At 41.8% G+C, this 16,331-nt stretch carries 11 protein-coding genes; 5 read left to right on the top strand and 6 right to left on the bottom strand.

Annotation, left to right across the window (positions count from 1 at the left end):
- Positions 1 to 4 precede the first annotated feature (4 nt).
- Together OCU78_RS22875 and OCU78_RS22870 are read right to left on the bottom strand one after the other, a co-directional pair.
- A complete protein-coding gene (locus OCU78_RS22875; protein ID WP_137371946.1) occupies positions 5 to 2,146 on the bottom strand; it encodes a TonB-dependent hemoglobin/transferrin/lactoferrin family receptor in 2,142 nt (713 codons plus the stop codon).
- Positions 2,147 to 4,174 (bottom strand): prolyl oligopeptidase family serine peptidase, encoded by a 2,028-nt coding sequence (locus OCU78_RS22870; protein WP_137371945.1) that lies wholly within the window; start codon positions 4,172 to 4,174, stop codon positions 2,147 to 2,149. It lies immediately after the preceding gene.
- A 564-nt stretch (positions 4,175 to 4,738) separates the two neighbouring features.
- Between OCU78_RS22870 and OCU78_RS22865 the strand changes: the two genes are divergently transcribed.
- Complete coding sequence (locus OCU78_RS22865; RefSeq protein ID WP_137372265.1) at positions 4,739 to 5,989, top strand: SGNH/GDSL hydrolase family protein; 1,251 nt, start codon at positions 4,739 to 4,741, stop codon at positions 5,987 to 5,989.
- Between the two features lie 372 nt (positions 5,990 to 6,361).
- Positions 6,362 to 7,840, top strand: a complete 1,479-nt coding sequence (nagE, locus tag OCU78_RS22860; RefSeq protein ID WP_137371944.1) for an N-acetylglucosamine-specific PTS transporter subunit IIBC — start codon at positions 6,362 to 6,364, stop codon at positions 7,838 to 7,840.
- 128 nt (positions 7,841 to 7,968) lie between these two features.
- Here nagE and OCU78_RS22855 read toward each other — a convergent pair whose 3' ends face one another.
- From OCU78_RS22855 to OCU78_RS22845, 3 genes are all read right to left on the bottom strand, one after another.
- Positions 7,969 to 9,318, bottom strand: a complete 1,350-nt coding sequence (locus OCU78_RS22855; protein WP_137371943.1) for a sensor histidine kinase — start codon at positions 9,316 to 9,318, stop codon at positions 7,969 to 7,971.
- Positions 9,302 to 9,976: a response regulator transcription factor gene (locus OCU78_RS22850; protein WP_137371942.1), complete on the bottom strand. Its 675-nt coding sequence runs from the start codon at positions 9,974 to 9,976 to the stop codon at positions 9,302 to 9,304. The genes OCU78_RS22855 and OCU78_RS22850 overlap by 17 nt, the downstream gene beginning before the upstream one ends.
- A gap of 538 nt (positions 9,977 to 10,514) precedes the next feature.
- Positions 10,515 to 11,846, bottom strand: a complete 1,332-nt coding sequence (locus tag OCU78_RS22845; protein ID WP_137371941.1) for a DEAD/DEAH box helicase — start codon at positions 11,844 to 11,846, stop codon at positions 10,515 to 10,517.
- A 423-nt stretch (positions 11,847 to 12,269) separates the two neighbouring features.
- Between OCU78_RS22845 and OCU78_RS22840 the strand changes: the two genes are divergently transcribed.
- Positions 12,270 to 12,536 (top strand): Lpp/OprI family alanine-zipper lipoprotein, encoded by a 267-nt coding sequence (locus tag OCU78_RS22840; RefSeq protein WP_137371940.1) that lies wholly within the window; start codon positions 12,270 to 12,272, stop codon positions 12,534 to 12,536.
- Positions 12,537 to 12,643: 107 nt separating this feature from the next.
- Here the strand turns inward: OCU78_RS22840 and OCU78_RS22835 are convergent, their stop codons facing one another.
- Positions 12,644 to 13,582: a L,D-transpeptidase family protein gene (locus OCU78_RS22835; protein WP_137371939.1), complete on the bottom strand. Its 939-nt coding sequence runs from the start codon at positions 13,580 to 13,582 to the stop codon at positions 12,644 to 12,646.
- A gap of 458 nt (positions 13,583 to 14,040) precedes the next feature.
- On the opposite strand from OCU78_RS22835, the gene deoD reads away from it, so the two are divergent.
- Positions 14,041 to 14,751, top strand: coding sequence for a purine-nucleoside phosphorylase (gene deoD / locus OCU78_RS22830; RefSeq protein WP_137371938.1), 711 nt, complete (start codon positions 14,041 to 14,043; stop codon positions 14,749 to 14,751).
- Between the two features lie 87 nt (positions 14,752 to 14,838).
- Entirely contained in the window at positions 14,839 to 16,308 is a 1,470-nt protein-coding gene (locus tag OCU78_RS22825) for an IS1 family transposase (protein ID WP_137371937.1), read from the top strand.
- Positions 16,309 to 16,331 lie beyond the last annotated feature (23 nt).

Below are 16,331 nucleotides of genomic sequence, written 5' to 3'. Positions count from 1 at the left end.
GCCCTTAAAACACATACTTAGCGTTAACAGTGAAATAACGACCCGGCTCTGTTGAGTAGCCTTTATTCGAGTCCATAACCCCTGCAACATCTTGGTAACGAATGTATTCTTTATCGAATAGGTTAATGACGTTCGCACTAAGATTTAAACCAAAGTCCCACGCATAGCTCATTCCCATATCAACACTTGCCCAACCAGCAGTCGTCGCACACTCGACAGCAAGACCTATATCGGTTTCGCATTCCGGCACTTTATCCATCGCCTGTGCCCAGCTCACCATCGTATAAGCAGAGAATGCTTGGTTGTCATAAGTAAGCTCTGCACTACCTTCCCACGGTGTTAAGGTGCGGATTTTCTCTCCGTTACCATCTTCACCATCCACAAAACCTAATTGAGTACTGGCACCCCAATTTTCTGTAAATTGATGCGCAATCGAAGCCTCAATACCATATGTCTCGACTCCATTAATATTCTGAAACTGCTTAAAGTAGTTACCTGTATCCGTGTCAGGGTCGGACGTCACTTGTTTCACGCCAATAAAATTTTCAAACTTTTGATAGAACACCGCAGTGTAGAATTGAGTACGACCATTATCGTACTTACTACCTATTTCAAAGGTGTCACTGGTTTCCGCTTCTAAATTCATATTCGGAATAATTTGGAAAGGCGTGATGGGTACAAAATCATGATTTTGAAAACCGTAAATTTTGTCGTAAGTTGGCGCTCTAAAACCGTGGTTATATGAAATATATGAGTTCAAAGAATCGGTGATTTGATAACCTATAGACAAGCTAGGTGATAGCTCTGTGCTGTTTTTATCTTCAACGGTGTAACCATTGATAGTATTTCCTGACGCAGGAGTCAGGCGATGTAAATCGACACGAGCCCCAGCAGTGGCGGTCCAACGGTCAATTTCAATCACATCACGTACATAACCAGCAAATACATAAGCTCGCGTAGAGGCGAACGGTTTTGCATCTTTATTGTTCAAACCGTTCCAATCTAAGGTTGTTGCGCTACTTGGACGTTCGTAAAACGTTGTGTCAAAACTCAAACCATATGAGATAGTATGGTTCACATTTTTTTGTGCAAAAGAACTAATAAAATCGGCATCAGCACCTATCACTTCATCGGTAAAATGGCGATCGTCGATCAAGCGACGCTGCACCTTAATATTATTTTGCTCTTGTGATATCAATGCATTAACATTTTCATCAGCAACTGTACTACGCAAATAAACTTTTGTGTCTAGCTCTTCAAACCAAGAATCGATAGGGAAATATTCTGCCCCAACATAAACAGTAAATGACTCCGTGTATGCTTGCTGATCGAAATCATCAGTTTCCCACTCGCCGTCTTTCTGAATCTTAGCAATACCTTCTTGTCTACTTAGGTTTTCTTTATAATATTCAACGTTACCCTTCAGCATCAGAGCATCGCTTGCCCAATAATTCAGCGTGTAAGCACCACTAATCCCATCGACAGAGCGGTTATATAAATCTTCATTGTAGTTGCGCGTTTCTTCGCCATCCCAATATGCAAGGCTAATTAGGCTTTCTACATTTCCTGAACGGAATGCAAGGTTAGTGGCGCCTTTATATTTATTACTAATGCCCGTATAGGTTCCTGAAACATCGCTATAAAAGTCGTTACCTTTTAAGTAGTCCCCAGGCTGCATCGATTTAACAACCACAACACCACCAATAGCACCGGAGCCGTAAACTGAAGAACTTGCCCCTTTGATAACCTCAATGCTTTTCACATTCGACATATCAAATGAGTTTCTTCCAACCTTGTCATTCAGATCTTCTGCGCCAAAGCCATCCGACGACTTAACCCCATCTTTCACAATAGCAATTCGATTGCCCGACATACCACGAATCGTAATATTCTGAGCGCGACCAGCACCACCAGAAACGCTAACACCAGGTTCGCTATTCAATGCATCGTACAGTTCTGTTGCCCCTTTCTTTTCTAGTTCTTCGCCATTAATAACCGCGACAGAACCAGCAACTTCAGATAAGGGCTGCTCTATTTTATTTGCGGTAACAACCACTTCTTCAAACTGGTAAACCTCAGATTCGGCGTGCACGATGTTGGCAGCAAGTACGCTAAGTACTGCCGCTGAGATAGGTGAAAGCTTCATTTACTGCTCCGCTTTATTATCTTGTTGCTGTGTAATGGATAGGAAAAATGCGTATTCGAACGCTTGCTGTGATAAGGCTTGGCGTCGATCCGTCGAGTGACCTTGATTAAAGTTCGTCGACAAAAGATAAGGTCCTTGACCTGAACTTATTGAACGTAGTTTTTCAAAATATTTCGCCCCTTCCCAATAGGGTACTCGCCTATCGTGCAGCCCCACCTGAACCAGAACGGGTGGGTAATCTTGAGAAGAAATATTCAAATAAGGGTCGTAGCCATGCATAACGACAAGCTCTTCCGTTAAGTTGGGGTCCCCCCACTCACCGTATTGTTGAGCGGTTAATGGCAGGCTTTCATCAGACATGCTGTTAACTACATCAACGAAAGGTACTTTCAATATGGCGGCGTCGAACGCACTTGCATCTTGGTTCAATGCCGCAGACACAAGAGTGCCACCAGCACTTGCCCCCATCGCATAAATTGGTCGAGCACCGCTCTTGTAATGCTTCAATGATTTGGCTGAAGCAACAAAATCTGAAATAGAATTCGGTTTATTGATGCCTTTGCCCATTTCGTACCAAGCCTTTCCGTTAAATCCACTCCCACGAACATGAGCGATCGCGTAAATCATGCCTTTGTCTAATAGGCTGATAATTTGAGGCATATAATACGGTTTCATAGTCACGCCATAGGCGCCATAGCCGTAAAGTAGAATCGGAGACTTTTCTGTAAGTCGGTCTTTACGGTACGCTAAAGTAACAGGCACCCATTCATCATCATTTTTTATTAAGACTTGTTCAGTTTTATATTCAGTAGGCTGGTAGTTTGGATACACATCTTGTGAGAACACCTCTCGCTGTAAAGACTGAGTGTCTAACTTTTCCCATTTAGCCGGTTGGACCATAGACATGCTGCGAATGTGTAGCTTATTACTATTAAAGTCACCCACTTGACTCACCCAAGCAACTTGGCCAGATTGGGCTAACTTCTGAGTCTCCGTAAGTTCACCCTTGTTATTGATGAAGTTAAGGTATTGTGCAGACCCACTTTCTGTCATCGCAACAACACCAGAAGCGAACCAGTAGAAATTGCTAACATGAGTATCACCTCTTGCTTTCAGTAAAGGCTGCCATTGTGAAAGCTGAGCTATTGACGCGGTGTTAGCTGAGTACAGTTCAAACCCTGAGCGGTCATGGTTGCTGTTTATATAGAATTGGTTTTCAAGTTTATCAGCGTAGTACTCGACTCCCGCTTGTCGTGCTCTTAACGGTTGCGAAATCTCTCCTGTCGCAAGGTTAAGTAAACGCTGTTCACTACTGCTGTCACTGTTGGACTGAACGAGAGAAAACTTCTTGTCACTGGTTACGTATGACGAGACCAACCAAGCTTTATCGAGCTCTTGATAAATGACCTTTTCCGATGCACTTTTCAGCTCATACTCAATCACAGCAAAAGGACGAGTTGTCTGTGTTTCTTGCTTGATAAAAAATAGGCTTTGCTCATCCAGAGCCCAAGTAATTGATGCTTCGACCTTAGTAGCCACTTCGGTGATAGCGCCAGAATCTAGATCAACAATACTGATGACGTATTGCTCAGAACCATCGATGTCTTCCGCAACCGCCAATTGAGTGCGAGATGGGCTAAGTGCCCAATCACCTAATTGGTAGTAGTCAAACTCATTTGCACGCTTGGCAAGATCAAACAATTCTGTTTGATGTGGATTAGTTTCACTTTCTGAACTGACAGGTCGAGACAAGAGCTTGCGAGACTGTACTGCATATTCAAAGCCATCGATTTCTAACCAAGGCTTATTTGAACGAACAGGTGTATTTTTTCGCCATTCATTAAGTAACTCATCGCTGGTAGATTGAATTTGAGCTTTATACTGCTGTGTTAATTCGTTCTCTTTTTTCAAGTAATTCAATACTTCAGAATTTGCACGGCTGTCATCTCTCAACCATGCAAGATTATCTTCAGATGAAACACTTCCTGAAAAAACAACAGTTACTAACAGCGCTCTAATGAGTTTCATAAATACAACAAATCCATACGTCAATTTCATAAATCGAGCGTATACTGCACTTAAATAGTAATGAGATCAATTATCATTTTCATCAGCAGGTGATTTGCGTCGCGGTTTTTATCTCATTTATGATCGATATAACAGTTTTTTATCTTGGATAACCACCTATAACTCTTACTGTTCATTTCTCAATCATTACATAAAAACACAAAACAACCATTAAATATCAATAACTTAATTAACTTCATAAAAAATAGACTCTCTATTCCCACAACTTTACGCTGCTGTTTTAAGCATTCACTGTTACATCAAACGCCTCTACAAACTTTGAATAAAAACTCTAAAGACACGGTCATTTTTCGATCATATTTTCGTTGAAACTAAGACGTTAGTACCAGTAAACACATTGATAAATTTGAATGTGTTGACAGAATTTATTGATGAAAGATATAGGTCATACCAGTTTGAGTTAATTGTTTATAACGACCAACGAGCTATACCAATACCGACAACAGCAACGATCTATACCAACCACTACGACCTATATCCAAAACAAGAAGAATGACTAATATGATGAAACTGACAACGTTAGCCGCGACATTGGGAATGACTTTTGGAGCGTTTGCGACTGAAGAAATTCCAGTAACACCCGAAAGTATTACTGCTGCACAAGTGATGAATACTCAAGCTTCTGAAACTTATACTTACGTACGCTGCTGGTATAGAACCGATGCTACACACGACTCTCCGGGCACCGATTGGGAGTGGGCTGAAGATAAAAATGGTGATTATTACACCGTCGATGGTTATTGGTGGTCATCAGTTTCATTCAAAAATATGTTTTTCAGTGACACACCACAAAGTGAAATCAAGCAACGCTGTGAAGAAACACTCGACTTACAGCACGATACTGCCGACATCACGTATTTTGCCGCAGATAACCGTTTCTCTTATAACCATTCAATTTGGACAAACGATAACGTTTTTCAAGCCAATACTATTAACCGCATTGTCGCTTTTGGGGACAGTTTATCTGACACTGGAAACTTATTTAACGGTTCTCAATGGATATTTCCCAATCCAAACTCATGGTTCTTAGGTCACTTCTCAAATGGTTTAGTTTGGACTGAATACTTAGCCAAAGACAAGAATATTCCCTTGTATAACTGGGCTGTCGGCGGAGCGGCAGGAACGAACCAATACGTTGCTTTAACAGGGATCTACGACCAAGTGACTTCTTATCTCACTTACATGAAAATGGCGAAAAACTACCGCCCAGAGAACTCGCTTTTTACACTTGAGTTCGGCTTAAATGACTTCATGAATTACAACCGAGAAGTCTCTGACGTCAAAGCTGATTTCAGTAGTGCCCTGATTCGTTTAACCGATTCTGGCGCAAAAAACATTCTTCTATTTACGCTACCAGATGCGACCAATGCACCACAGTTTAAGTACTCAACCCAAGAAGAAATTGTGAAAGTAAGAGCGAAGATTAATGAGTTTAATTTATTCATTAAAGAACAGGCGGCGTACTACCAATCTAAAGGTGAGAACATCGTTCTTTTTGACGCTAATGCGCTCTTTACCAGTATGACAAAAAACCCAGAATCACATGGGTTTAGAAATTCGAGCGATGCTTGTTTAAATATACAACGCAGCTCTTCAGTGGATTACTTACAAAGCCATAGCTTGACGAATGACTGTGCCGCTTATGGCTCAGATAGCTATGTTTTCTGGGGGGTTACTCATCCTACAACGGCAACTCATAAGTACATTGCGGACAACATTTTAAAAAGTTCGTTTTCAACTTTTCACTTCGAATAACTTGTTAGCTTGTTAGCACGGTAATGTGAGATCAAGCTTGATTTACCTAGTTTAGAAAAATGGCTTTTTGGAACAAAGAAAGAGACTCTGGGTAAGCGAAATCATCAACGCCAATAAGCTAGTGTGACAACAAAAGTTCCCCTTAGCAAAAATGTTTAAGGGGAGCTTTGACTATTAGTAAGAATAGCCGCTGACTTACTTCACTTCACTTCACTTCACTTCACTTCACTTCACTTCACTTCACCATTATTAAATGCTGGCTCCCTGTGAATCTAAAGTAACATTAATAATTGTTAATCTAAGCACAACCCTTTGTTAATCCTCACCCAAGTAAGCTCTTTGATAACAATTAAAATCCAAAGAGGACTGACGGTGAATATACTAGGATACTTACAAAAAATTGGTAAGGCGCTAATGGTGCCAATTGCGGTGCTGCCTGCTGGCGGATTAATGCTTGGTTTAGGCTACGCGATCGACCCAACTGGCTGGGGTGCCAACAGCGCCCTTGCGACTATTTTGGTTTATGGTGGCAAGGGCATCATGGACAATCAAGCTTGGTTATTTGCGGTGGGGGTTGCATACGGGCTTGCCAAAGACAGCAACGGTGCAGCAGCCCTTTCTGGTTTGCTTGGTTTATTGATCGTTGAGATGATCGTCGGCGACATTGCGGTGATCTCGCAGATAACGGGCGTCCCCGTTGATCAAATGAGCAGCTCGGAAGTGATCGCTTCCAAAGCATCTGTCAGTGCCTTTACTGGGATTGTGATGGGCTTGGTGGCCGCTTCTCTTTACAACAGGTTCCACACCATTAAGCTCCCTGCTGTGCTCGGCTTCTTTGGTGGCAAACGTTTTGTGCCTATTGTGACTTCTCTAGCAGCTATCACTATCAGTTTGATCATGGTTTATGTTTGGCCTGTCGTGTACGGCGCGTTGGTTGATTTCGGCATCGCGATTTCAGACATGGGTGCGGTCGGCGCTGGTATCTATGGCTTCTTTAACCGCTTATTGATTCCAGTTGGCCTTCACCATGCACTTAACCAAGTATTCCTATTCGACCTTGTTGGTATAAACGATATCTCAAAATTTTGGTCTAGCACTGGTGAGTTAGGCGTTACCGGGATCTACCAAGGTGGTTTCTTCCCTGTAATGGGGTACGGGCTTCCTGCTGCGTGTTTAGCGATGTACCACTGCGCACTTCCTGAAAACAAGAAGAAGATCGGTGGCATTCTTGGTGCCTCTGCACTGACTGCGATTTTAACTGGTGTAACAGAGCCGATTGAGTTTGCTTTCATGTTCGTGGCACCTGTTTTGTACTTGATTCATGCATTCTTAGCCGCGATCTCGCTATACATTGCTGCAAGCATGCAATGGATTGCTGGCTTTACCTTTAGTGGTGGTCTCATTGACTTTGTGCTGTCATACAACCTGCCACTGGCAATGAAACCGTACATGCTGATTGTGCAAGGTTTGTGTTTCTCTGCAATCTACTACTCTGTATTCCGCTTTGCGATTGTGAAGTTCGACCTTAAAACGCCAGGTCGTGAAGTTGAAGAAAAGGTTCAGGTTAATGCTGTTAACACCAACGAAAAGGCCGCGCAATATCTTAAAGCTTTGGGTGGGCATGCAAATCTAACCAGTATCGACTCATGCATTACGCGCTTACGCCTTACGCTAAAAGATGCAACTCTAGCCAATGAGACGACACTAAAAGCAATTGGAGCAATGGGCGTTGTTAAAATGGGAGCCAATAACTTGCAAGTCATTGTTGGTACTGAAGCTGAAGAAATTGCCCATGCAATGAAACAGATCCCTGAAAGCCAAGATTTAACAGCGATTGCATTACCAAACTAGCGACCTAGCGACCTAGCGACCTAGCGACCTAGCGAAATGCTATTTCAATATTAAGGCTCAGCAGAATTTATTTGCTGAGCCTTTTGAGCATGGGCTACGAGCCATAAGCGATATATGGGATTAACCCGCTAACGTTCAAAGTAGATCCTTGCTCTCAAACCGCAGTTACCCTCACACAAGCTATCATCATATAAACGACTACCGCTTAGTTGATTAGCGCCTGAGTTATTATCGCGTAGAATCAAGTAAGCATTATGTCGTTTAACCACCGCATCGACTAAAGACAAGCCCAACCCATTCCCTTGTTCTGTACGGCTTTTATCCGCACGAAACATTGGTCGACACACACTCATTTTGTCGCTCTCAGAGATCCCTATGCCATTGTCTGCGACCACAACGCCAAAATGATCAATTATCACCTCAATATCTCCATGATCAGGAGTGTATTTCACTGCATTCTCAATCAAATTAAACACCGCGCGAAATAGTAAGCTTTTATCTCCCTGAACCTCACAAAGCTGATCTTGACGGCAAATTAAACGTTGCTGCTTCATTTCTGCAATAGGGCTAATAAACTCAATGGCGTCATGGGCAACTCGGCCTATATCAACCGCTTCAGTCGCCAACTTTGTCTGTCCACTGTTCAACTTTGCGATTTCTAACATGCTATTGAACAGCGACAAAATAAGTTCAAGCTCATCATGGCAAGCTGAGAGCTGATCACTTTGTTTAACAGTCAGCTTCTCATCAGACAGTATCTCTTCTAGGCGTAGTTTTAAACGAGCCATCGGCGTTCGCATATCGTGAGCCATGCCCACCGTCAGTGACTTAAGTGACGCTTCATTCTTTGCCATTTGTTCAATCATAAAGTTGAGGTGAATCGCCAATATATCGAACTCATCATCTTGTTTCGAAACCGCTATTTTCACATCTCGCTCTCCGCATAAGACACGATTCATAGCACGGTTCACTCGCTCTAAACGTTTTAAAATCAATATGGTAAAGAACAAAGCAGCTATAAGCATCACCGCCACAGGAAGGATAATTCCCGAAAAGACAATCGGAATAAGAGACTTTTGATAGGCTTCAACCGCGTGGTGATCTATGCCTATCACGAGCTGGTGCGTATCACCGACTAAAATATTTGCAACGCTAGAAGGTAACGTTCGAATGGGATAAGTAGGGGTATTTGACACAGGCTCTGAACGTTCAGTTAAGCGATAGTAAAAACTGGTTTCTGATGCTCTTTTTGTGGCGAGTAGCCTTTCAACATCTTCTTTGCTCTGCTTCGCCACAAAGCTAAATTCTGCTGACTCATCTTGGAGTTGTTTCACCAATTGCTCACGGTGAAATGCATCTGAATCTTTATAAACTTGCCGTATTACAATGATATTCACGACCGTGATTAACACAAAGACACCCACTAACGTCTTGAAGACCGATGAACGGGTCAGTGCATAATCATCGACGAAGGACATAGCCAGCCCCTCTCACTGTATGCAGCAGCCCAGAACACCCAGCCTCTTCTAACTTTCTTCTTAAGTTGGCGACATGAACGTCAATCACGTTGGTTTTAGGGTCAAAGTGGTAACTCCATATCGCTTCAAACAAGCGCATTCTCGATACTACCTGCTCACTGTGTTCTACAAAGTACTGAATGAGCTGAAACTCTTTCGGCTGCAAGATAAGTTCTTGTTTATTACATACGACACGGTGAGCACGTAGATCAACCTCTAAGCAGTCATAACTCAAAGCGTGCGTAGTCGCTGACTGCTTGTTGTGACGATGGATAATAATATCGACGCGGGCAAGCAATTCAGCCAAAGCGAATGGTTTTATTAAGTAGTCATCGCTACCGGCTTGAAGCCCGTCCACTCTGTCTTCCACACTATCCATCGCACTCAATATAAGAACCGGCAAATCTTCCTGCGTAGCTTTAATAGCTGAAAGCACTTTCATGCCATCTAAGTAAGGGAGCATTCTATCGAGGACAACCAATTGATATTCGGCGCTCAAAGCCATCATTAAACCTTTTTTACCATCTTCCGCTTGGTCAACTGCATAACCATGCTCTTGCAGCCCCTTTGCGACAAATTCTCTGGTGGTAGTGTCGTCTTCGATGATCAGTATTTTCACTGTACGCCCCCGTATTTAAAGGATAATTTTATCGTAAGGTGAGGTTTCGATAGAGGAAAAAAGAGAGGCTCGCGTGACTAATGCGAGCCAGTTACGGTTTAGGGGGTAAACCGTGTCTAAATAAAATAACGGAGCTTTATTGTATGGTTTAATTGAATTTTCATCACAAAAAAACAATAACACCTTATATTCACGGGCATTATGCAGTGCTTCTGATTTAGATTTCATTTACAGATGATTAACGATAATTAATCAACATTTATAAGGTAATTAAGCCTGTAAATAACTGTTTTATGATAACGAGTGTACTCCAATATACCTGCGACCTATCTACCTGTACTTTAGAAGTGGCGATGAATAAGCGATGGGAAGATGGGGAAAGTAAGCATGGAATATTGAAAGATAAGATATTACAGGAATAAAAAACGGCCCAAGATAGGACCGTTCAAATGAGTAGAATTCGCCACATAAAAACTGTAAGCGTCTTCCTATAGATTTAAACTGTTAACTAAGGAACCAGCCTAACCAATCACTAAATTTACTCGTCATCCACTTTTGGTGCGACTTTCTTCTTAGGAATAAATACCGTATCACCCACAGCCACATTATTGTGGAAGCTCTTATCGCGTTTAACCGGTTTCTTAGGTGTTTTCTTCGCTTGAACCTTAGCTTTACCCTTCACAGGACCGCCTTTCTGGAATGCAGGTTTGCGAGGCTTAATACCTTTAAATTTACCTTTCAAGCCTTCAAGAACTGAGAAGCTAAGATCTTGCTGTAGGTACATTTCTACACGTTTAAAGCTATCCCAGTCTTTTGGTCCAACAAGTGAAATCGCATCACCTTTGTTACCAGCACGACCTGTACGACCTACACGGTGCACATATTCTTCAGTATGCTTCGGCATATCAAAGTTGATTACGTGACTTACGTTTGGAATATCGATACCACGTGAAGCAACATCAGTCGTAACAAGAATCTTAAATACTGCTCGTTCAAACTGGCTCATGATCGCGTTACGTTGAGTTTGGTTTAAATTACCACTCAGAGCGACAGCTTTAAGCTTCTTCTCGTTTAGCTTTTCAGTTAGACGATCAGTATCCACACGAGTAGCTGTAAAAATCATTACCTGACGGTATTCAGCTTCTTCAATAATGCGGTCTAAGATTGCTTCTTTATGATCTAGGTGATCACATAGATAGAATTTTTGCGTAATGTCTCGGTGTTCTTCATTAGAAACACCAATTGAAATACGCTTTGGCGTATCTAACATTTCGCCAGCAATACCATTCACTTCAGCGTGATCTAACGTTGCAGAGAACATTAGCGTTTGGCGACGACGGTGCTTAGCTGCATTTGAGATACGACGCAGCTCAGGTGCAAAACCTAGGTCTAGCATACGGTCTGCTTCATCCAGAATCAGTGTATCGACACCATCGAGGAATAAAGAGCGGTGCTCAAGGTGATCCGCTAAACGCCCAGGCGTAGCGACAATAAAACGTGGATATTTACGTAATGCTTTAACTTGATCGTTAAAGTTCTCACCACCAAGAATAAGAGCAGCTTCATAAGACAAACCACCCAGCATGCTACGAAGTTCACCGTAAACTTGTTTAGCCAGTTCACGAGTTGGAGCCAAAATCACACCACGAGGATCACGAGCAGAAAAAGCTTTCGATTTTAATGCTTTATGTATCATAGGTAATACGAATGCTAACGTTTTACCTGATCCTGTTTTTGATGAAGCCAATAGATCCTTACCAGCAATAGCCACAGGGATCGCTTGTTGTTGGATCTCTGTCGCTTTCTTGAAGTCGTAATGTTTTAAGTTCTTCAGTAAGCGATTATCTAAGCCTAAATCTTTAAAGTGCAAAGGACTCTCCAGTCTTGGTGATTTGATACAAAATTATTTTAACGTGACATGATACCGCGAAAGTACTTCTAATGGATAGAGATCACATAAAATTTATCAGGTATCTTTCTCCAACCTTTCGTTTACAGCCTTGTGTTAATACTTAGCCAAGTCATCTGAAAAGAATAAAACCCTGCAAGCCTATCCAAAAACCTCGCCATAAAAATGTTAAGACTTAATAAGAAGCAAAGAGAGTAAGTACGCGTATTAACTCTCAAATATGAGACATCCACCACCATCTTGGATAAAAAGGAACAGATTTATCATTTTCCTACTTGTAAATTAGGTGCTTAAAATTTTTATCGCTACAATCATTAATGAAGCGACTGTATGGTTAGAAATGTATAGCGCATATTTTGATATTAATATAAACAAGGAGTTCTTATGAACAAGACGTTATTCGCAGCTGCAGCTTCCGTATTTATTCTTGCTGGTTGTTCTTCTGGTCCCGATGAATCGGCAATGGCAGGTATGGATGAGCTTAAAAACCAAGTTGCTCAACTGACTAGCGAAGTTAATGCACTTAAAAACGAACAATCAACAGCAGAAATGAAAGCGAAGCAAGCCGCAGATTCAGCAATGGCAGCGCAAGAAGAAGCTGCTCGTGCCAATGAGCGTATTGATAATATTGCTCAGTCATACACAAAATAGTTAAGTAAATCGATAATACATAACCGATTAATTTTACTGACTATCGCCGTTTACCCTTAGTAAGGATAAACGGCTTTTTTATGCGTGTTGATTGATGGAAGGCAAAGCTAAGGTGAAACAATTTCAACAGGTACACCATTTTGCGCAAAAATGACGGCTTTTGCTTTAGAGTCAGACAATTGAGCATCCTGTAGCCACCACTCTAATTCAACAGGTACATTTAGAGCTTTTTGTGATCCGTCACTACGTGTCAAAGGTTCATGCGCCTCAATAAACACACTTCTATCAGGCTCAAGAGCAATTTTTATCGGCTCATTAATAATCGTCACCTTCTCGCCTTTGTGCACTTTTTCAAATAACCATTCAATATCTTTCGGTTCCATCCTAATGCAACCAGAGCTGACCCTAAGTCCTATACCGAAATCTTTATTAGTACCATGGATAAGATAGTCACCTGCGCCATAGGCGAGTCGTAAAGCATATTGACCCAATGGGTTTTCAGGACCCGCAGGCACAACTGGTGGAAGTTCTATCCCTTTTTCTAAATATTCAGCTCGAATCGATTTAGGCGGCGTCCAGGTTGGGTTGGGTCTTTTTTGGCTTATTTTTGTTGTCATTTCAGGTGTATCACGCCCAACTCTTCCGATTCCGACCGGAAACACATGCACTTGATTTTTTTCAGGTTCAAAATAGTACAAACGAAGTTCGGCAAGGTTGATGACAATACCTTCACGGAGAGTGTTAGGCAGAATGAATCGAGTCGGGATACTTAGCACATATCCTTCATTTGGAAGAAAGGGATCAATGCCTTTATTCGCCGCCATTAACGATAAAAAACCGACGTCATACTTCTTAGCTATCTCTGCGAGCGTTTCACCTTTCACCACTTCATGTAGTTGAATCCGCCCGACAACGCGGCTTTCGTCTGTTGGCAATGGGAAAGTTGCTGCAAGTAAGTGAGAAGAACAGAGCCCTAAAGCGAGAGTCAGTACTTTCAATCTTCCTTTAATATTATTGAATATTGGTCGCTTAAACTCGCAAGGCATAGTATTTCCTAAATAACTCTATATTTAGAGTTTAGATTATCTATGTTTATAAGTATCAACAACCAGAATGATTGATATACATGCCCCATGCATAATTTCCGTTCAGTTTCGTATTTATTACAACTAAGAAATCACTTACTTCTTCTGACTTTCTTCTTCGAGATGGCTGTATTTAACTCGATAAGTGGTCTATATGAGTAATGGAAATGCAATCATATGCACCTATTCACATTGTAAAATAGAGAATATGGGTAACAAAAACGATTGCCCATAAAGTTTCAACATATTTGGTTATCAATAATCATAAAATTCAATAGCTGAACTCATTCTGTGACAAAGCTCTCAAGGAACCCTTATTTAACTCGCTAATATTGCTTCAACAGAACGAATTCAATTCAACAGAATTGGTAATTTACAAACCTGTTCCGTAAATTACCGTTTAACTTTGGAGAACGACAATGGCAACCCCTCACATTAATGCACAACTTGGTGATTTCGCTGAAACGGTTCTTATGCCTGGTGACCCGCTTCGCGCAAAATACATTGCAGAAACGTTCCTTGATGATGTAAAGCAAGTTTGTGATGTTCGTAACATGTTCGGTTACACCGGTACTTACAAAGGCAAAAAAGTTTCTGTTATGGGTCACGGCATGGGTATCCCATCATGCTGCATCTATGTACACGAGCTTATCGCTGAGTTTGGCGTTAAAAACGTTATTCGCGTAGGTAGCTGTGGTGCAGTACGTGACGACGTTAAATTAATGGACGTTGTTATCGGTATGGGTGCATCTACTGACTCTAAAGTAAACCGTATCCGTTTCAACAACCACGATTTCGCGGCAATTGCTGATTACGGTCTTCTTGAAGAAGCAGTAAAACAAGCTCGTTCACAAGAAGTTCCTGTAAAAATAGGTAACGTATTCTCTGCAGACCTTTTCTACACTCCTGAAGCTGATTTATTCGGCAAAATGGAAAAACTAGGCATCCTAGGTGTTGATATGGAAGCGGCTGGTATCTACGGTGTTGCTGCAGATCTAGGTGCTAAAGCACTGACTATCCTAACAGTTTCTGACCACATCATCCGTGGCGAAAAACTAAGCTCTGAAGAGCGTCAAAAGTCGTTCAACGACATGATGAAAGTTGCACTAGAAACTGCAATTAACATCTAATTAATTATTGATAGAAATAGTTAATTGAAAAGAAATACCCAGCAGCTAAGTTCGCTTAGCTGCCCAGATAATCCCGAGGGGGCGATCGTGTCTAACGGCGAGCTGCCAAAAGATGCGGATGGTTTACAACTCAACTTTTGTAAAACATTGGCGTGTAACAACTTTGGCTTGAGCGATGCAAAACGTTATGTTTTGCAACATGCGAACCCTAAGCGTCCAGCGATGGTTTGTCGTGAATGTGGTGCGTTCCCCCCCTTACTTAACAATCGTGAAGTTCTAAACGAATTACATCGTTTACGTCAGCTTCATAGTGATGGACTCCCTGCTTGTCGCAATAATGATTGTGAAAGCTTTGGTCTTTCAGTACACACCCATAAACACCTATACCATGCCTTTGGTTATAGCGGTGACCGCCAGCGATACCGCTGCAAATGCTGCCAATCAACGTTTGTTGATAAATGGTCAGGTTCCAATAAAAAGCTTCTATTTCAAGAAAATCTTATGGGCTTATTGTTCATGGGTTATTCCGTACGTGAAATTTGCCGAAAATTAGAAATTAACCCAAAAACCTTCTATGACCATGTGGATCATATTGCGAGCCGTTGCCGTCGTAAGCTGGCAATGATCGATGCTCGTTGGGTTAACCATGCAAAAGATTATCAATTTGCTTCGCATTACCAACGTTTACAACCAAACAGCAATAATGGCGTTGTGTGGATCGCGACGGGAGAAGCGCATTCTGGATACATTTTATGCCAGCATGTGAACTACTCACACTCAGAAGAGCCTATGGGCGGAGTTGATCATAACCCGTATGACACTGCGTCACGATTTGTCTCTCGTGATCACTCTTCAGAAGCAAATATAGAAACACCCAAACCTTCAGAAAACTTGCGTGAGCGTATCGAGCAGAAGTATCAAACTATTCTTGCCCGTGGCAATGTTGAAGACCCTATGGGAAATTTAACAACATTCTCTTACCCATCTAAAGGTGCATTAATCCGTCCACCTTATACATCTTACGCACACTTTTTACATGTGCTTGATATGTGTAAAGCAGACAAACACGTTTCAATCTATTTACCTCAAGATCCCCTACTAAGATCTGCCGCTCTTAGCGTGTGCTTGCCGCGTATACAAAGCCAAAATATTGACTTAATGTATGTGGAAGAAGATCTATCATGGGATGAAAGTGCTGGTTTTGAAAAGATTGATATTGTGCATATGAGTTGGTGGCGAGATCGCTGGGCAATTGCAAACCAAGAATCAAGCCAAAAAGGCATTTGCTACCTAGCAGGAAAAAATTCAGAACCTAAACAATGGTTTAATGAAGCCTCTATCAAGCATACCGAATTTTATCAGCAACGTTTTCAATTGCTATTCGACAGCTTCATTAATGAACCAAGACGTAAACTGAGACCGGGTGGCATCCTTCCCCTTCTAGACATATTCAGAGCTTGGCACAATCTGTGCTACCAAGATAAGCATGGGGCAACAGCAGCCCAGCGTCTTGGTGTGACCGATCACCCTCTGACGCTAAAGCAGTTACTCTCATAACGCTTTGCATTTATAAGATGTGT

The organism is Vibrio gallaecicus (genome assembly GCF_024347495.1).
GTDB lineage: Bacteria > Pseudomonadota > Gammaproteobacteria > Enterobacterales > Vibrionaceae > Vibrio > Vibrio gallaecicus.
Note: the sequence above shows the minus strand (reverse complement) of the source record. Positions and strands in the feature narration are given on the sequence as shown.

What these genes read in the sequence shown, in the direction of transcription:
- OCU78_RS22875 (WP_137371946.1), bottom strand. Translation starts at nt 2,146, where the DNA reads ATGAAGCTTTCACCTATCTCAGCGGCAGTACTTAGCGTACTTGCTGCC.
- OCU78_RS22870 (WP_137371945.1), bottom strand. Translation starts at nt 4,174, where the DNA reads ATGAAACTCATTAGAGCGCTGTTAGTAACTGTTGTTTTTTCAGGAAGT.
- OCU78_RS22865 (WP_137372265.1), top strand. Translation starts at nt 4,739, where the DNA reads ATGAAACTGACAACGTTAGCCGCGACATTGGGAATGACTTTTGGAGCG.
- OCU78_RS22855 (WP_137371943.1), bottom strand. Translation starts at nt 9,318, where the DNA reads ATGTCCTTCGTCGATGATTATGCACTGACCCGTTCATCGGTCTTCAAG.
- OCU78_RS22840 (WP_137371940.1), top strand. Translation starts at nt 12,270, where the DNA reads ATGAACAAGACGTTATTCGCAGCTGCAGCTTCCGTATTTATTCTTGCT.
- OCU78_RS22835 (WP_137371939.1), bottom strand. Translation starts at nt 13,582, where the DNA reads ATGCCTTGCGAGTTTAAGCGACCAATATTCAATAATATTAAAGGAAGA.
- deoD (WP_137371938.1), top strand. Translation starts at nt 14,041, where the DNA reads ATGGCAACCCCTCACATTAATGCACAACTTGGTGATTTCGCTGAAACG.